Genomic DNA, 15,499 nt, shown 5'->3' with positions numbered 1-15,499 from the left:
CCCGGCCCGAGCCGGTGCTGCGTTCGGCGTCAGCGAACGTGGTCGACGTCGACGAGGTCGACGCGGACACCACGGCCGCCGATGGCGCCCACGACGGTGCGCAGAGCGCGTGCGGTGCGACCGTTGCGGCCGATCACCTTGCCGAGGTCGTCGGGGTGGACCCGAACCTCGAGCACGCGTCCGCGGCGCAGGTTGCGCGAGGCCACCTGCACATCGTCAGGGTTGTCGACGATGCCCTTCACGAGGTGCTCGAGAGCCTCCTCGAGCATGCTCAGGCCTCGGTCGACTCGGACTCGGCCGCGGCCTCGTCCTTCTTGTCAGCCTTCTTCTTCTGGGTGATCGCCTCACCCTTGCCCTCGTCGTCGCCGCCCAGGGCCTCGAACGACGGGCGCGCCTTCTTCGGCTCGGCAACGAGCAGCGGAGCCGGGGCGGGCTCGCCCTTGAACTTCTGCCAGTCGCCGGTCTTCTTCAGGATGGCGAGCACGGGCTCGGTCGGCTGCGCGCCGACACCCAGCCAGTACGCGACACGGTCCGCGTCGACCTCGATGACCGACGGGTTGTACGTCGGGTGGTACTTGCCGATCTCCTCGATCGCACGACCGTCACGACGGGTACGGGAGTCGGCGACGACGATGCGGTAGTGAGGCGAACGGATCTTGCCCAGACGCTTCAGCTTGATCTTGACTGCCACGGGAGTGGGTTCTCCTGGATTTGACGTGGTTGGGCACGGCGAGATGGCCGCGTGGGGTTGCGGTACCCGAGTGCCCGATGGACGCGTCAGCCGGAGGAGAGAGGGGTCCTGTTCGACTGTCGAGTACAGCTAGCCATTGTGCCACACCCTGCGGGTCGCTTTGCGCCGAGGGGGCGGGTGACGGGGTCTGGGCATGACGGAGGGGCACCCGGCGTTTCGGGTGCCCTGGGGGCACGCAGCCCGGCGCTGCGGGGTGCCTCCCCCACTCTCGACTTCGCTCGAGCGGGGGACCCCCATCGCCCACCCGTGCCGCCCCAGCGGCACGACTGCCCGCAGGCTGCGCGGGTCACAGCGGCACCCCGGCGCCACGCATACCGATGCGTGACGGCGTACCGACGCGCCCTACGTCCCGACCGGCAGCCACGAGATGCCGGTGCTGGACGCCATGCGCCATGCGGGTTACGCCGCGCCGACGACCTCCGGGATCCGGAACGGCTTTCCGCACCCCCCGCACACGATCGGCGCCTGCGCCAGCACCGACGGAACAACCCGGACGTTGCGGCCGCAGTCGCAGACCGCCTTGACGCGGACGCCGCCTCCGGAGGAGCCGTGACGGGCCGCCGGGCCGCGGAAAGTCCGGCTGGTGTCGGCGGAGGTCGCCGCGGTGTGGGCCTTCAGGGCGCGCTGGAGGCGTTCGATGGTCGGGCGGTAGCGGCGCTTGGCCTCGGGGTTGAGCGTGACCAGGGAGAAGCCGCTGCTCGGGTGCGGTTCCTCGGGGTGGTCCAGGCCCAGCTCCTCGGCGATGGAGAGGAATCTGCGGTTGTGGTAACGGCCGGCCCGGGAGGTGTCGCGGACGCCGCGCGCGGCGGCGATGCCATGGACTGCCTCATGAAGCAGTCGCTCGAAGGAGAGCTCGTGACCGCACGCGGACGACGACTCCCCGATCAGGGACTCTGGCGCGGCGAGATCCGGCAACTCGGGGTGGTACCGCTGAATGTCGGCCCACGCCTGTGCCAGCTCTGCGGCGAGAACTGGTGGTGTCTGTGTCGTGCTCACGTAATGACAACGAGCCGGAGTGCCGCTGTGTTCCGATTCCGGGCCATCCCAAATAATTTGCACGTACCCGTCAGTTGCGAATGATGCGCCCTGACGAGGGCGGGTGCGCCGATCTGCGGAGAAGCCTCACAGCTCATGCCCAACCGGTGCGTAGCCTGACGTACGCCCCGGCGCGTACGCCCTGTCCACACGCCGGTGCGGCTGTGGTCCGCGGATGCGCAAGAGGCGTTTCGGCCGCCCTGGTTCCACACGGCCTTCATCTCAGTAAGCGCGCGCCACGACGGCGACGTTACCCGGCGCGTCGTCGGCGTCCGGTACCGACCCGTCCGCGGCGACCAGACACCGTACGGTCACCGCGTGCTCGGCCAGCCTGGCCTCGCCTTCTTCGCCGAGCGTCGCCCAGGGGATGCGTGCCCAGCCGCCGGCGGTGGCGGCCTCGACGGCCTGCTCGATCGTCGACACGCCGGAGGTACGGGACTCGCGGCGTTCGCGGGACTGCCGCAGCAGCAGGGCCTGGTCCTCTTCGAGGATCGCGGGCAGCTGCGCCACCAGAGCGTCCAGGGAGACCGGCTCCTTGCCGCCCGGGATGCGGCGGGCCAGCATCGCCGTGCCGCTCTCCAGGTCACGGGGGCCGACCTCGATGCGGACCGGCACGCCCTTGAGCTCCCAGTCGACGGCGCGGCGGCCGAACGGGGTGTCGGTGCGGTCGTCGACCTGGACGCGGACGCCCGCCGCGCTCAGCCGATCGCCGATCTCGCGGACCTTGGCCAGAACCGGCTCGTCCCCCTGTGATCGCCAGCACGACTGCCTGGACCGGAGCGAGCCGCGGCGGCACCCGCAGACCGCGGTCGTCGCCGTGCGCCATGATCAGACCACCGACCATGCGGGTGGAGCAGCCCCAGGAGGTCTGCCAGACGTACTCCTGGTGGCCCTCCTTGGACAGGTACCGGGTGTGGAAGGCCTTGGCGAAGTTCTGGCCGAGCTCATGGCTGGTGCCCATCTGGAGGGCCTTGCCGTCACCCATCATCCCTTCGAGGGTGAGGGTGTTGACGGCACCGGCGAAGCGCTCGCTCGCGGTCTTGCGGCCCAGCACGACGTCGATCCCGAGGACGTTGACCATGAAGTCGGCGTACACGTCCTGGTGGATGTGCGCGGCGTAGTCCCGGGCGTCCTCGTAGGTGGCGTGTGCGGTGTGGCCCTCCTGCCAGAGGAATTCCGTCGTCCGGAGGAACACGCGCGGGCGCATCTCCCAACGCACCACGTTCGCCCACTGGTTGATCAGCAGCGGCAGGTCGCGGTAGCTCTGCACCCACTTGGCGAAGTACTCGTTGATGATCGTCTCGGAGGTGGGCCGGACGACGACGGGCTCCTCCAGCTCCTTGCCGCCGCCGTGCGTGACGACGGCCAGCTCGGGTGCGAAGCCCTCGACATGCTCGGCCTCCCTCGTCAGGTACGACTGCGGGATGAACAGCGGGAAGTAGGCGTTGGAGGCTCCGGCGCGCTTGATGCGGGCGTCCATCTCGGCCTGCATCCGCTCCCACAGCCCGTACCCGTACGGCCGGATGACCATCGTGCCGCGCACCGGACCGTTGTCGGCCAGCTCGGCCTTGTTGATCAGGTCCTGGTACCAGCGCGGAAAGTCCTCCGTCTGAGGCGTGAGAACGGGTGCCTTTGCCATGGCGAGATCGTACGGGCCCACGTTGCCGGAATGTGAATTCTCGCCACGGAGGCAGGGAAGCCACAAGGAGGGCCCCGCGACCCCTGGACGCGGCGTCGGGCGCGGAGTTACCTGGCATACGGGGGAAGCGTGAGCGCATGCCACGGGGGCGACGGAATCGGACGCAGCGGTAACTCTCGGCGGATTGGGGCGCTTTAGATGACACCTACGCTCGTGCGGCAGCACCTGCCTCACGTGGGGGCGGCACCTCGCGTGAACCTGTGTGCACGCGCGCGTGACTGGTCCGAGATCCAGGAGCGGATGCTGGTTCCGCTCTACGAAGCCGTCTACGAGCGACTGGAAGTGGGCCCCGGGACCCGGCTGCTGGGCCTCGGCTGTGGCAGCGGGCTCGCCCTGGTGATGGCGGCGTCCAGAGGCGCGACCGTCACCGGGGTCGAGCCTTCCTCCCCCGAGCGACTGGCTCTCGGGCGGCAGCGGTTGCTGCCCGAGGCGTGGGGCACGCGCGCGCGTGCGGACGCCCGCCTCGTTGACGGCTCGCCCGGCGACCTGGCTGCTGCGACCGGCGCCGAGACGCGCGCGCAGACGCCCGCGTACACGCTGGTGACCGCCTTCGAGCCCATCGGGTGCCTCGCGGGCGACTCCGAGGGGCTCGGTGAGGTGCTCGCGGCCGCGACGCCGCTCGCCGACCGGGGGGCGCCCGTGGTGCTCGCCGGCTGGGGCCCGCCGGAGCGCTGCGCCACGTCGTCCGTGTTGCGCGTCGCCACCAAGTTGGCCGATCCCTTGCGCAGCGCGGGCAGTTGGCGCCCCGCCCTGCGCGACGACCTGGAGGAGGTCGCCCAGCGGGCCGGCCTGAGGCCCGACGGTTCCGGGCGGGTGGCCTGCCCGTTCGGGTACGCGGACGTGGACAGTGCCGTACGGGGGCTGCTGTCGACAGGGTTGTTCGACTCGGCGATCGCGGCGACCGATCAGGTGCAGGTGGACAAGGAGTTGACGGAGGCGCTGCATCCGCATCTGCGTCCGGACGGGACGGTGTGGATGCCGAATGTCTTCCGGTACCTGATCGCGCGCGTGCCCTGAGCGGGTTCGCTACGCGTCTGCGGCCTTGGTCAGCCGGGTGACGCCCGCGATCCGGTAGGCGTCCGCCTCCTCCAGCGTCTCGCTCTCCAGCAGGGCCTCCGCCAGCGCCTCCAACTGCTTGTAGTGGTCGCGGAGTTTGCGGCAGGCCTCCTCGTAACACTCGTCGACGATCCGGCGCATCTCCGCGTCGATCACGTCGAGGGTCTGCGGGGCGGCCGAGAGCCCGTACGCCTGCTGGGCGTCGCTGGGCAGGGCGGACAGCCGGCCGACGCGCTCGCTCATGCCCCAGCGGGCCACCATCGCGCGCGCGATGTTGGTGACCTGTTCCAGGTCGTTCTCCGCACCCGTGGTGACGACCCCGTAGACCACCTGTTCGGCCGCCATGCCGCCCAGTGCGCCGATGATGCGGCCGCGCAGGTACTGCTCCGAGTGCGCGTACCGCTCCACCTCGGGCGTCGACATCGTCACCCCGAGCGCCCGGCCGCGCGGCACGATGGTGATCTTGCGGACGGGGTCGGCGCCCGGCTGCAGCATGCCGAGGAGGGCGTGTCCGCTCTCGTGGTAGGCCGTACGGCGGCGATCCTCCTCGGGCATGACGAGGGTGCGCTCGGCGCCCAGTTGCACCTTCTCCAGGGCCTCGGACAGGTCCGCGGCGGTCACCTGCTGCTGCTGCCGCTTGACCGCGAGCAGGGCCGCCTCGTTGGCGAGATTGGCCAGATCCGCGCCGGTCATGCCGGGGGTGGTGCGGGCGAGCTGGGTCAGGTCCACGTCCTCGGCGAGCGGGATCTCGCGGGTGTGGATCCGCAGGATCGCCTCGCGTCCGCCGCGGTCCGGCGGGGAGACGTTGACCACCCGGTCGAAGCGGCCGGGGCGGGTCAGCGCCGGGTCGAGGATGTCGGCGCGGTTCGTGGCGGCGATGACGATCACGCCCTCCGAGCCGGAGAAGCCGTCCATCTCGGTGAGGATCTGGTTCAGCGTCTGCTCGCGCTCGTCGTGCCCGCTCACCGACGCGCCGCCGCCCCGCACCCGTCCGATGGTGTCGATCTCGTCGATGAAGATGATCGACGGCGCGACCTTGCGGGCCTCGGCGAACAGCTCCCGGACGCGGGACGCGCCGACGCCGACGATCATCTCGATGAACTCGGACGCGGAGGCGGAGAAGAACGGCACGCCCGCCTCGCCCGCCACCGCACGCGCCAGCAGGGTCTTGCCGGTGCCGGGCGAGCCGGCGAGCAGCACGCCGCGCGGCATCTTCGCGCCCATCCTGCGGTAGGCGTCGGGATGCTCCAGGAAGTCGACGACGTCGTCCAGCTCGCCCTTGACCTCGTCGATGCCGGCCACGTCCGCGAATGTCGTGCGCTGGGTCCCCGGCCGCAGCTCGACCGGCTTGGGCGGCGCCTTGCGCCCGAACATGCCGCCCGCGCCGCCCCGGCCCCCGCCGAGCCGCCGGGCGACGAAGATCCACACCGCGACGATGATCACGATCGGCGCCAGCGAGATCAGCAGGTTGGACACGACGCCGCGCTCCCGCACGACCGGCTGGGCGGTCACCGTCACCTCGTGGCTGCTCAGGTCCCGCCAGAGGTCGTCGTCCGCGAAGGCCGGGCGCTGGGTCTTGAACCTGGTGTAGTCGCCGTCGCCCTCGGGGTTGTCCCGGGCGTTCTTGAGCTCTCCCTGGATCGCGTCGCCCTTGGAGTAGATCTTGTCGACATTGCCGGCATCGACCTGCCTGCTGAACTCCGTGTAGGAGATCGTCGGCTCGTTGCCCCGGTCGAGGTACGTCAGCCCCACATAGGCGAGCAGGAACACGATCACCGCGGTGAGGAGCAGGCTCCACCAGCGGCCGCGCATCCATCGCCCACCGGGCCGCCCCGGCGGCTCGTCCGGCGTGCCCTCGGTGCGCCACGGCTGGTCAGGGGCCTTGCGTGGCGGCGCGGCATTGCTCATATCTGGACGTTACGGCAGATACCCGTCCATGGCATGCGCTGGGGGCGCCCCCCCATGGAGAGGGGCGCCCCCAGTGACGTACGCGACGAGACGGTCGTACGGAAGGTCGTACGAGACGAGAAGACCGTACGAGATGAACCGTCAGCCCATGAACTTCTTGAACTCGTCCGGCAGCTCGAAGTCCTGCGGAGCCTGCTGGCCCGGCACGCCGAAGGCGCCGCCCTGAGCGGCGGCGGCCCTGCGAGCGGCCTCCTCCTGCTCCTGCTGCTTGCGCTTCATCGGGTTGCCGGAGCGCTGCTTGCCCTTGGCCTTCTTCGGCTGCTTCTTGGCCCGGCCGGGGCCGCCACCCATGCCCGGGATCCCCGGCATGCCGGGCATGCCGCCGCCCTGGGCCATGCGGGACATCATCTTGCGGGCCTCGAAGAACCGCTCGACCAGGTTCTTGACCGCGCTGACCTCGACACCGGAACCGCGGGCGATACGGGCGCGCCGCGAGCCGTTGATGATCGTCGGCTCCTGGCGCTCGGCCGGGGTCATCGACTTGATGATCGCGGCCGTGCGGTCGATGTCGCGCTCGTCGAGGTTGTTGATCTGGTCCTTGATCTGGCCCATGCCCGGGAGCATGCCGAGCAGCTTGCTGATGCTGCCCATCTTCCGGACCTGCTCCATCTGGGCCAGGAAGTCGTCGAGGGTGAAGTCCTGGCCCTTCTTGGAGGCCAGCTTCTCGGCCATCTTCTGGGCTTCGGCCTGGTCGAAGGTCTTCTCCGCCTGCTCGATCAGGGTGAGCAGGTCACCCATGTCGAGGATGCGGGAGGCCATCCGGTCCGGGTGGAAGGCGTCGAAGTCGTCGAGCTTCTCGCCGTTCGACGCGAACATGATCGGCTTGCCGGTGATCTGGCGGATCGACAGGGCGGCACCACCGCGGGCGTCACCGTCGAGCTTGGAGAGCACCACGCCGTCGAAGCCGACGCCGTCGCGGAAGGCCTCCGCGGTGTTGACCGCGTCCTGACCGATCATCGCGTCGACGACGAACAGGATCTCGTCCGGGGAGACCGCGTCGCGGATGTCCGCGGCCTGCTGCATCATCTCCTGGTCGATGCCGAGCCGGCCGGCGGTGTCCACGATCACGATGTCGTGGACCTTGGCCTTGGCGTGCTCGACGGAGTCCTTGGCGACCTTGACCGGGTCACCGACGCCGTTGCCCGGCTCCGGCGCGAAGACCGCGACACCGGCCCGGTCGGCGACGACGCTGAGCTGGTTGACGGCGTTGGGGCGCTGGAGGTCGGCGGCGACCAGGAGGGGCGAGTGGCCCTGCTCCTTCAGCCAGCGGCCGAGCTTGCCCGCGAGGGTGGTCTTACCGGCACCCTGCAGACCCGCCAGCATGATCACGGTCGGCGGCTGCTTGGCGAACCGCAGGCGCCGGGTCTCGCCGCCCAGGATCGTCACGAGCTCGTCGTTGACGATCTTCAGGACCTGCTGGGCCGGGTTCAGTGCCTTGGAGACGTCGGCACCGAGGGAACGCTCCTTGACGTTCTTGATGAACGTCCGGACGACAGGCAGCGCCACGTCCGCTTCGAGGAGTGCGATGCGGATCTCGCGCGCGGTGGCGTCGATGTCCGCCTCGGAGAGCCGTCCCTTGCCGCGCAGGTTCTTGAAAGTCGCTGAGAGGCGATCGGAGAGAGTATCGAACACGGCGCTCGCGGTCCTCGGGGTCGGTGGCAGCTGGGAATCGCCCTCCAGGGTATCCCGGCGACGCAGGTTGCCGGGATCCCTGGGTTCAGAGGCTGTGAACAGGCTCTCAGCCCCGCAACGTCTCCTCCAGCTTGCGCGCCACGGAGGCCGCTTCCTCGCTGGGCAGCGGCGCGCCCTCGGGGCCTGTGACATAGAACGCGTCCACGGCGTTGGCACCCAGGGTGCTCACGTGCGCACTGCGCACCCGCACGCTCGCGTCCTCCAGCGCCCGGCCGATCCGGAACAGCAGCCCCGGCGCGTCCTGAGCGCGCACCTCGATCACCGTGGCCAGCCGGGAGGCGGCCGGGTGGACCGACACCCTCGCCGGCGGCGCCACGACGCCCCGGCGGCGCGGATAGGCCGCGTCCCGCTCGGCGAGGCGGCCCGCGATGTCCAGGGAGCCGTCCAGGGCCCGTACCAGGTCGGCGCGGAGCCGGGCGGCCTGCGGCAGGGAGCCGTACTCGGCGGCGACCCGCCAGTCCAGCAGCAGGACGGAGCCCTCGACGCCGTCCGGCAGGTCCAGGGCGCGCAGCTCGGCGGTGCGGACGGTCAGGCGGTGCATCGCCAGGACGCCGGCCACCGCGGGCAGCACGCCCGGCTGGTCCGGTACGGCGATGAGGAGCTCCACGCCGAGCGGCTCCGGGTCGCCCGGGGGCTGGTCCTCGGCCGGCGGCTCGGTCTGCGCGCGCAGCGCCAGCACGGGGCTGCCGGTCGCGATCGCCTCGATGGACAGCCGCTCCTGCTCGGCGGTGGGCGCGGCGGCCTCGGGTTCGTCCAGGTCGTCCCCGGCGAGTACGGCCGCGACCCGTTTCACCAGGTCGGCGACGAGCGAGCCCCGCCACGACGACCAGGCCGCCGGGCCGGTGGCCAGCGCGTCCGCCTCGGTCAGGGCGTGCAGCAGCTCCAGGGTGCCCTGCGAGCCGATCGCCTCGGCGACCGAGCGCACGGTGGCCGGGTCCTCCAGGTCACGCCGGGTGGCCGTGTCGACGAGCAGCAGGTGATGACGTACGAGGGTGGAGAGCACGGCCACGTCGTCGCGGTCGAAGCCGATGCGCGCGGCCACGTCCTTGGCGATGATCTCGCCGGCCACCGAGTGGTCGCCGGGCCAGCCCTTGCCGATGTCGTGCAGCAGCGCGGCGACCAGGAGGAGGTCGGGGCGGTGGACGCGGCGGGTGAACTCGGAGGCCCGGACGGCCGTCTCGATGAGGTGCCGGTCGACGGTCCAGATGTGCACGGCGTTGCGCTGCGGGCGGCAGCGCACCCGCTCCCAGTCGGGAAGGAAGCGAGTGATCAGCCCTTCGGCCTCCAGGGCCTCCCACACCTCGACCGTCGGCCGCCCGGAGCCCAGCAGGGTCACGAGCTGTTCGCGTGCCTCGGCGGGCCAGGGCGTGGGCAAGGGGCGCATGGCGGCCGCCATGCGCCGTACGGCGTGCAGGGAGAGCGGGAGTCCGGCCTGTGCGGCGGCGGCCGCGGCGCGCAGGGGAAGGACAGGGTCGCGTTCGGGGCGTGCGGCGCGGGCGAGCACCACCTCGCCGTCCTGCTCCACCACACCCTCGGCCAGCGGTGAGCGCTCGGCGGTCGGCTTCCCGCCGCCCAGCATGGCGCGCAGACGCGGCCGCACAGCGCGCGAGCGCAGCACGCGCCCCACTTCGCGCCAGGTGACATCGCTCGCGTACGAGATGACCCGCGCCGCCTCGTACACCTGCCGCAGCAGCGTGTCCGCGTCGAGCAGGCCCAGCTCGGCCGCGACCTGGTCCTGCTCCTGGAGCGCGAGCCGGTCCGTCGCGCGCCCCGTCGTCAGGTGCAGGGCGTCGCGCACGTCGAGCAGTCGGCGCCGGGCGTCGGCGAGGCCCTCGCGCGGGGCGTCGGCCAGCCAGGAGGCGGCGACGGCGCGCAGGATGGTGGCGTCCCGCAGACCGCCGCGCGCTTCCTTCAGGTCGGGTTCCAGCAGGTACTGCAGCTCGCCCTGGCGCTCGGCGCGCTCGGCGGACAGCTCCTGGAGTTCGGGCAGGCGCTTGGGCGCCTGGTTGCGCCAGTCGGCCAGGACCGCCGTCCGCAGGCCGGCCGTGAGGCCGAGGTCGCCCGCGATGTGGCGGGCGTCCAGCAGGCCGAGCTGGACCTTCAGATCCTCCCCGGCCGTCTTGCGGGCCTCGGCCGGCGTGCGCACGGAGTGGTCCAGGGCCAGACCGAGGTCCCAGACGGGGTACCAGATGCGGTCGGCCAGGGCGGCCACCGCGTCGGAGTCGTTACCGTCGTGCAGCAGGAGCAGGTCCAGGTCGCTGCGCGGGGACAGCTCGCCGCGGCCGTAGCCGCCGACGGCGACCAGGGAGACGCCGCGCAGTCTCTCGGCCCCGGCGGCGAACAGGCCGGTCAGCCAGTCGTCGGTCAGGTTCGCGAGGGCCGCACGGCGCGGCGGCCCGGACTGCGCCCCCTCGGTGAGGAGACGCAGCCGGGCCGCCGCGTAGCCGCTGGGTCCCGAGTCCTCTGCATCCTTACGAACGTCCGTACTCGACACCCAGCAACTCCTGTCCTTCTTCTTCTCTCAGAGCGCGTTCTCTTGGAGTGCTTCTCCAGAGCGCGTTCCTCAGAGCGCGTCCGGTCCGCGCTCGCCGGTCCGAACCCGTACGGCCGTCTCGACCGGCAGGGACCAGACCTTGCCGTCACCGATCTTGCCGGTGCGGGCGGCCTTGACGATGACGTCGATCAGCTGCTCGGCGTCGTCGTCCTCGGCCAGCACCTCGATACGGATCTTAGGGACCAGGTCGACGGTGTACTCGGCACCGCGGTAGACCTCGGTGTGGCCCCGCTGACGACCGTAGCCGCTCGCCTCGGTGACCGTCAGGCCGTGCACTCCGAAGGCCTGGAGGGCCTCCTTGATCTCGTCGAGCCGGTGGGGCTTGACGACGGCGGTGATGAGCTTCATGCGTCCACCTTCTTGCTCGAAGCTGCGGCGACCGGGGCCGTGACCGCGGCCTTGGCCGCACCGCCACCGGCGCCACTGAAGTCGTATGCGGTCTCGGCGTGCTCGGCCTGGTCGATACCGGCGACCTCTTCGTCCTCGGAGACCCGCATACCGATGGTCTTGTGGAGGATGAAGGCGAGGAGCGCGGAGACGATCAGGGAGTAGGCGAGGACACCGCCGACACCGGCGAGCTGCTTCCACAGCTGGTCGAACTTGTGGTCGCCGTAGAAGACGCCCGCCGCATCGGACTGGCCCTTACCGCTGGCGAAGAAGCCGATCAGGACCGAGCCGACGACACCGCCGACGAGGTGGACACCGACGACGTCGAGCGAGTCGTCGTAGCCGAACTTGTACTTCAGGCCCACAGCCATGGCGCACAGGACACCGGCGATGGCACCGACGGCGATCGCGCCGATCGGGGTGACCGCACCACCGGACGGGGTGATGGCGACCAGACCGGCGACCGCACCGGAGGCGGCGCCCAGCGTGGTGAACGCACCGTGGCGGATCTTCTCGTAGATCAGCCAGGCCAGCATGGCGGCGGCGGTGGCGACCTGGGTGTTGACGAACATCAGCGTGCCGACGCCGTCGTCGTTGCCGAGCCACGAGCCGGCGTTGAAACCGAACCAGCCGAACCACAGCAGACCGGCGCCGAGCATGACCAGCGGGAGGCTGTGCGGGCGCATCGGGTCCTTCTTGAAGCCGACCCGCTTGCCGATGACCAGGATCACGCCGAGCGCCGCGGCACCGGCGTTGATGTGGACCGCCGTACCACCGGCGAAGTCGATCACGCCCAAGTCGAAGGCCCAGCCGCCCTCACCCCAGACCCAGTGGGCGACGGGGAAGTAGACGATCGTGGCCCACAGCGCGATGAACAGCGCCCAGGCGGAGAACTTCACGCGGTCCGCGAGAGCACCGCTGATCAGCGCGGGCGTGATGATCGCGAACATCAGCTGGAAGACCATGAAGGCCAGGAGCGGGATGTTGTACGTGCCCCAGAGCTCGTTCTTGTCGACCCCGCTGAGGCCCACCCAGTCCGAGTTCCAGCCGATGAGGCTGCCGGAGTCGGTGCCGAACGCCATGGAGAAGCCGTACAACACCCACAGGATGGTGACGATCCCCAGGCTGATGAAACTCATCATCAGCATGTTCAAGGTGCTCTTGACGCGGACCATGCCTCCGTAGAAGAAGGCCAGGCCCGGGGTCATGAGCATCACCAGGGCGGAACAGATGAGCATGAAACCTGTGTTGGCGGGCGACAGCTCTACCTTGTCTGCCGCCATCATGATGGCTGGTGCCATCGGCGTCTCCTCGTGTTGGTACGGCCCCGTGCGGGCGAAGCCTGAGCGGATTGAGGGGTGGGCCGGTTATGCGCCAAGAGATTGACGCAGCGCCGTTTCGATGGAAGCCCCTCGTTGTTTCGCCGCCGTGACGAAGGCGCCCTGCGTGTTACGCGTTGATGAACTCCGAGATGTTCGGCTGCACGATCGTTATCGTGGCGCAACCTTCACTGAGGGAAGAAAAACCGGCCGCGGTCGGCCTTCCGATGACCTGGCATGGGGGAGCCGAGTCGGGCAGTTCGGGAGGGCCGGCCGCGGCCGGGGTTCAGGGGTTGCCCTGGGATTGCACGCGAAGCTCAGACCGCCTCCGCGGTCTCCGGCAGCTCCACGGCGAGCTTGTCGGTGAGGTCCACGACCTCGGCGAGATCCCCGAAATCGCGTACAGCCGTGTCGACCGTCTTTCGAATACGAGTGTTGACGCGCTCGGAGCGCACCTTCTTGGCGACCTGCATGGCCTGCTCCGCATAGACCGCGCTCTGCTCGGGCTCGCGCCGCAGCAGATGCACTGTGGCCATGCCGATGAGGTTCAGTGCGTACGACCGCTGGTGCTCGCCGTCCTTCGCGAACAGGTTCACGGCCTGCTGCATCACGGGCTCGGCCAGCGAGGCGTACGTCGGGCTGCGGCCGGCGACATAGGCCAGGTCGCGGTAGGAGTGGGAGTTCTCGCCGTACAGCTCGGCCTCGGAGAAGAAACGGATCCAGTCGGGGTCCGGCTCGTCCCAGTCGTCGGCCTCGGAGAACGTGTCCTCGGCCATCCGGACCGCCCGCTTGCACTTGCCGGGCTGGCCCATGTTGGCGTACGCGCGGGCCTCCATCGCATACAGCATGGACTGGGTGCGCGGGCTCGCGCAGTCCCGGCTGCCGTACTGCGCGAGGTGGATCAACTCCAGCGCGTCGTCGGGCCGGCCGAGGTGGATCATCTGGCGGCTCATGCTGGAGAGGACGTACGAGCCGAGCGGCCGGTCGCCCGCCTCCTTGGCGGCGTGCAGCGCGAGGACGAAGTACTTCTGCGCGGTGGGCTGGAGCCCCACGTCGTACGACATCCAGCCGGCCAGCTCCGCCAGCTCGGCGGCGACCTTGAACAGCTTCCTGGTGGTGGCCTCCGGCTGGGGCTCCTGGAGCAGGTCGGTCACCTCGTGCAGCTGGCCCACGACCGCCTTGCGGCGCAGGCCGCCGCCGCACTGGGCGTCCCACTGCCGGAACATCACGGTGGTGGACTCCAGCAGGTCCAGCTCGGGCCTGGACAGACGGCCACGCGCGCGTGAGGACGGGATGGGCCGGGATTCCTGGTACGGGGCCGGCGGCGCGGGGACCAGCCAGCGCTGCATGGGTTCGATGAGGGCGGGGCCCGCGGACAGGGCCAGCGAGCTCCCGAGGAAGCCGCGCCGCGCCAGCATCAGGTCGCTGCGCGAGAACTCGCTGAGCAGGGCCACCGTCTGCGGGCCCGTCCAGGGCAGGTCGACGCCGGACACGGAGGGTGACTGGCGGGCCGCGCGCAGGCCGAGGTCCTCGACGGAGACGACACAGCCGAACCGCTCGGAGAACAGCTCGGACAGGATCCGCGGGATCGGCTCGCGGGGGTTCTCGCCGTCCAGCCAGCGGCGGACGCGCGAGGTGTCCGTGGAGATGTGGTTGGCACCCAACTGGCGTGCGCGGCGGTTCACTTGGCGGGCGAGCTCGCCCTTCGACCAGCCGCTGCGCACGAACCAGGACGTGAGCAGCTCGTTCGGGCGCTTGTCAGCGTGCGATGCGCCACCAGCACTCGTACCGCTTCCGCTGTTGCCGCTCACTGGAACGCCCCCATCCCTTGGACCACTTTTCACCGAGTGCGCCAAGCCTTATCAGAATGCCGGTAAATCGGGTCGCCCGTCCGGCACTTGCCACCCTTCGAACGGAAAGCCGACTTGCCCCCGGCATACCCACGAGTGCATGTGCCCCGAGGGCTTGTGCACTCACGGTAATCCTACGATCACGCCCTCAGCCATGGCGATCCCGGAAACGCCACCATTCGCCACCCCTTCGAATGAACTAACGGTGGCCTCCACGCGATTCACTTGACATAGGACGGCCCGAAGTGGGCGGAGCGAAGCACTCAGGGGCGCGTGTCGCCAAGTCCACAACCCGGAGTACTTCCAGGCGCCGCGTGGATCGAGCGGAGTCAATGGGTAACCGGCGATCCAGGAACACAGAGGGTCACGTCTCGATTCCGTGTCGTAACCACCGGCGCGCTGGACCCGTTGGAGGGGGCATGGGCTTCACGATCGGCGGCATCCGGGAGATCCGGTCCGGCTCGCGACGACGCGGCCGCTCCTCGGAGTGCACCGCCGTCGCCGAGTTCACCGGACTGTGGGGCTGGGACGTGGTGCCCGGCGCGCGAGCAGCGGCGGGCGCCTGCTCGTGCGGCCACTCCGACTGCCACGCCCCAGGCGCACACCCCCTCGACTTCGCACCCGAGGTCCCGGCCGGGGCCACGCTCGACGAGGTCGGCAAGGCATGGGCGGAGGTGCCGGGCGCCGCGGTGATGCTGCCGGTCGGGCGCGCGTTCGACGTGATCGAGGTGGCCGAGCCCGCCGGACGCCGGGCGCTGACCCGGCTCGAACGCATGGGACTCCCCCTCGGCCCGGTCACCGCCACCCCCGAGGGCCGCGCCCACTTCTTCGTCGCCCCCGGCGCCGCCGCGGAACTCCCCGAGCTCCTCTACCGCCTGGGCTGGGACGACCCGACCCACCTCGACCTGCGCGGCCTCGGCCCCGGCACGCACATCACGGCACCGCCGTCCGACCGGGGCGGGCTGGGGCCGGTGCGATGGCTACGGCCACCCGAGCTGGACTCGGCGACGAGGCCGCCGACGGCGCGGCTGCTGCTGGGGACGTTGGCTTACGTGGCGCATCGGTCGCGGGCGTAACAGAGGTCGCGACCGTCACAGTCGTACACAGCGAAGCGCCCGTCCCCCAACTGCACCTTGGGAGGCGGGCGCTTCTCCGAGCGCCTACATACGAAAGTTCGTAAGAGGGGTC

General features: G+C 70.5%; 11 protein-coding genes and 1 pseudogene. 2 read left to right on the top strand and 10 right to left on the bottom strand.

Annotated features, from left to right (window positions below; translation table 11 throughout):
- Positions 1–29 precede the first annotated feature (29 nt).
- The 4 genes and pseudogenes from ADL12_RS33655 to proS form a co-directional block, all read right to left on the bottom strand.
- Positions 30–269: an RNA-binding protein gene (locus ADL12_RS33655; RefSeq protein WP_003973401.1), complete on the bottom strand. Its 240-nt coding sequence runs from the start codon at positions 267–269 to the stop codon at positions 30–32.
- Between the two features lie 2 nt (positions 270–271).
- Complete coding sequence (rpsP, locus tag ADL12_RS33650) at positions 272–691, bottom strand: 30S ribosomal protein S16 (protein WP_062709179.1); 420 nt, start codon at positions 689–691, stop codon at positions 272–274.
- A gap of 459 nt (positions 692–1,150) precedes the next feature.
- Positions 1,151–1,747, bottom strand: coding sequence for a hypothetical protein (locus tag ADL12_RS33645; protein ID WP_062709177.1), 597 nt, complete (start codon positions 1,745–1,747; stop codon positions 1,151–1,153).
- A gap of 261 nt (positions 1,748–2,008) precedes the next feature.
- Positions 2,009–3,425: pseudogene (proS, locus tag ADL12_RS33640) on the bottom strand (proline--tRNA ligase).
- Positions 3,426–3,623: 198 nt separating this feature from the next.
- On the opposite strand from proS, the gene ADL12_RS33635 reads away from it, so the two are divergent.
- Positions 3,624–4,502, top strand: a complete 879-nt coding sequence (locus tag ADL12_RS33635; RefSeq protein ID WP_062709174.1) for a class I SAM-dependent methyltransferase — start codon at positions 3,624–3,626, stop codon at positions 4,500–4,502.
- 9 nt (positions 4,503–4,511) lie between these two features.
- Here the strand turns inward: ADL12_RS33635 and ftsH are convergent, their stop codons facing one another.
- From ftsH to nsdA, 6 genes are all read right to left on the bottom strand, one after another.
- A complete protein-coding gene (gene ftsH, locus ADL12_RS33630) occupies positions 4,512–6,449 on the bottom strand; it encodes an ATP-dependent zinc metalloprotease FtsH (protein WP_079052416.1) in 1,938 nt (645 codons plus the stop codon).
- Between the two features lie 141 nt (positions 6,450–6,590).
- Positions 6,591–8,141, bottom strand: coding sequence for a signal recognition particle protein (gene ffh, locus ADL12_RS33625; protein WP_062709168.1), 1,551 nt, complete (start codon positions 8,139–8,141; stop codon positions 6,591–6,593).
- A gap of 106 nt (positions 8,142–8,247) precedes the next feature.
- A complete protein-coding gene (locus ADL12_RS33620) occupies positions 8,248–10,695 on the bottom strand; it encodes a [protein-PII] uridylyltransferase (RefSeq protein ID WP_062709165.1) in 2,448 nt (815 codons plus the stop codon).
- A gap of 69 nt (positions 10,696–10,764) precedes the next feature.
- Positions 10,765–11,103, bottom strand: a complete 339-nt coding sequence (locus tag ADL12_RS33615; protein ID WP_003997576.1) for a P-II family nitrogen regulator — start codon at positions 11,101–11,103, stop codon at positions 10,765–10,767.
- Positions 11,100–12,443 (bottom strand): ammonium transporter, encoded by a 1,344-nt coding sequence (locus ADL12_RS33610; protein ID WP_062709162.1) that lies wholly within the window; start codon positions 12,441–12,443, stop codon positions 11,100–11,102. The genes ADL12_RS33615 and ADL12_RS33610 overlap by 4 nt, the downstream gene beginning before the upstream one ends.
- 335 nt (positions 12,444–12,778) lie before the next feature.
- Positions 12,779–14,272 (bottom strand): transcriptional repressor NsdA, encoded by a 1,494-nt coding sequence (gene nsdA, locus ADL12_RS33605; protein ID WP_062709159.1) that lies wholly within the window; start codon positions 14,270–14,272, stop codon positions 12,779–12,781.
- Between the two features lie 458 nt (positions 14,273–14,730).
- Here nsdA and ADL12_RS33600 point away from each other — a divergent pair, with 458 nt between their 5' ends.
- Positions 14,731–15,387: a bifunctional DNA primase/polymerase gene (locus ADL12_RS33600; protein WP_062709156.1), complete on the top strand. Its 657-nt coding sequence runs from the start codon at positions 14,731–14,733 to the stop codon at positions 15,385–15,387.
- Positions 15,388–15,499 lie beyond the last annotated feature (112 nt).

Source organism: Streptomyces regalis (assembly GCF_001509475.1).
In the GTDB taxonomy this organism is placed as follows: Bacteria; Actinomycetota; Actinomycetes; order Streptomycetales; family Streptomycetaceae; genus Streptomyces; species Streptomyces regalis.
This window is presented reverse-complemented; position numbering and strand designations above follow the sequence as displayed.

What these genes read in the sequence shown, in the direction of transcription:
- ADL12_RS33635 (WP_062709174.1), top strand. Translation starts at nt 3,624, where the DNA reads ATGACACCTACGCTCGTGCGGCAGCACCTGCCTCACGTGGGGGCGGCA.
- ADL12_RS33655 (WP_003973401.1), bottom strand. Translation starts at nt 269, where the DNA reads ATGCTCGAGGAGGCTCTCGAGCACCTCGTGAAGGGCATCGTCGACAAC.
- ftsH (WP_079052416.1), bottom strand. Translation starts at nt 6,449, where the DNA reads ATGAGCAATGCCGCGCCGCCACGCAAGGCCCCTGACCAGCCGTGGCGC.
- ADL12_RS33615 (WP_003997576.1), bottom strand. Translation starts at nt 11,103, where the DNA reads ATGAAGCTCATCACCGCCGTCGTCAAGCCCCACCGGCTCGACGAGATC.
- ADL12_RS33600 (WP_062709156.1), top strand. Translation starts at nt 14,731, where the DNA reads ATGGGCTTCACGATCGGCGGCATCCGGGAGATCCGGTCCGGCTCGCGA.
- ADL12_RS33610 (WP_062709162.1), bottom strand. Translation starts at nt 12,443, where the DNA reads ATGGCACCAGCCATCATGATGGCGGCAGACAAGGTAGAGCTGTCGCCC.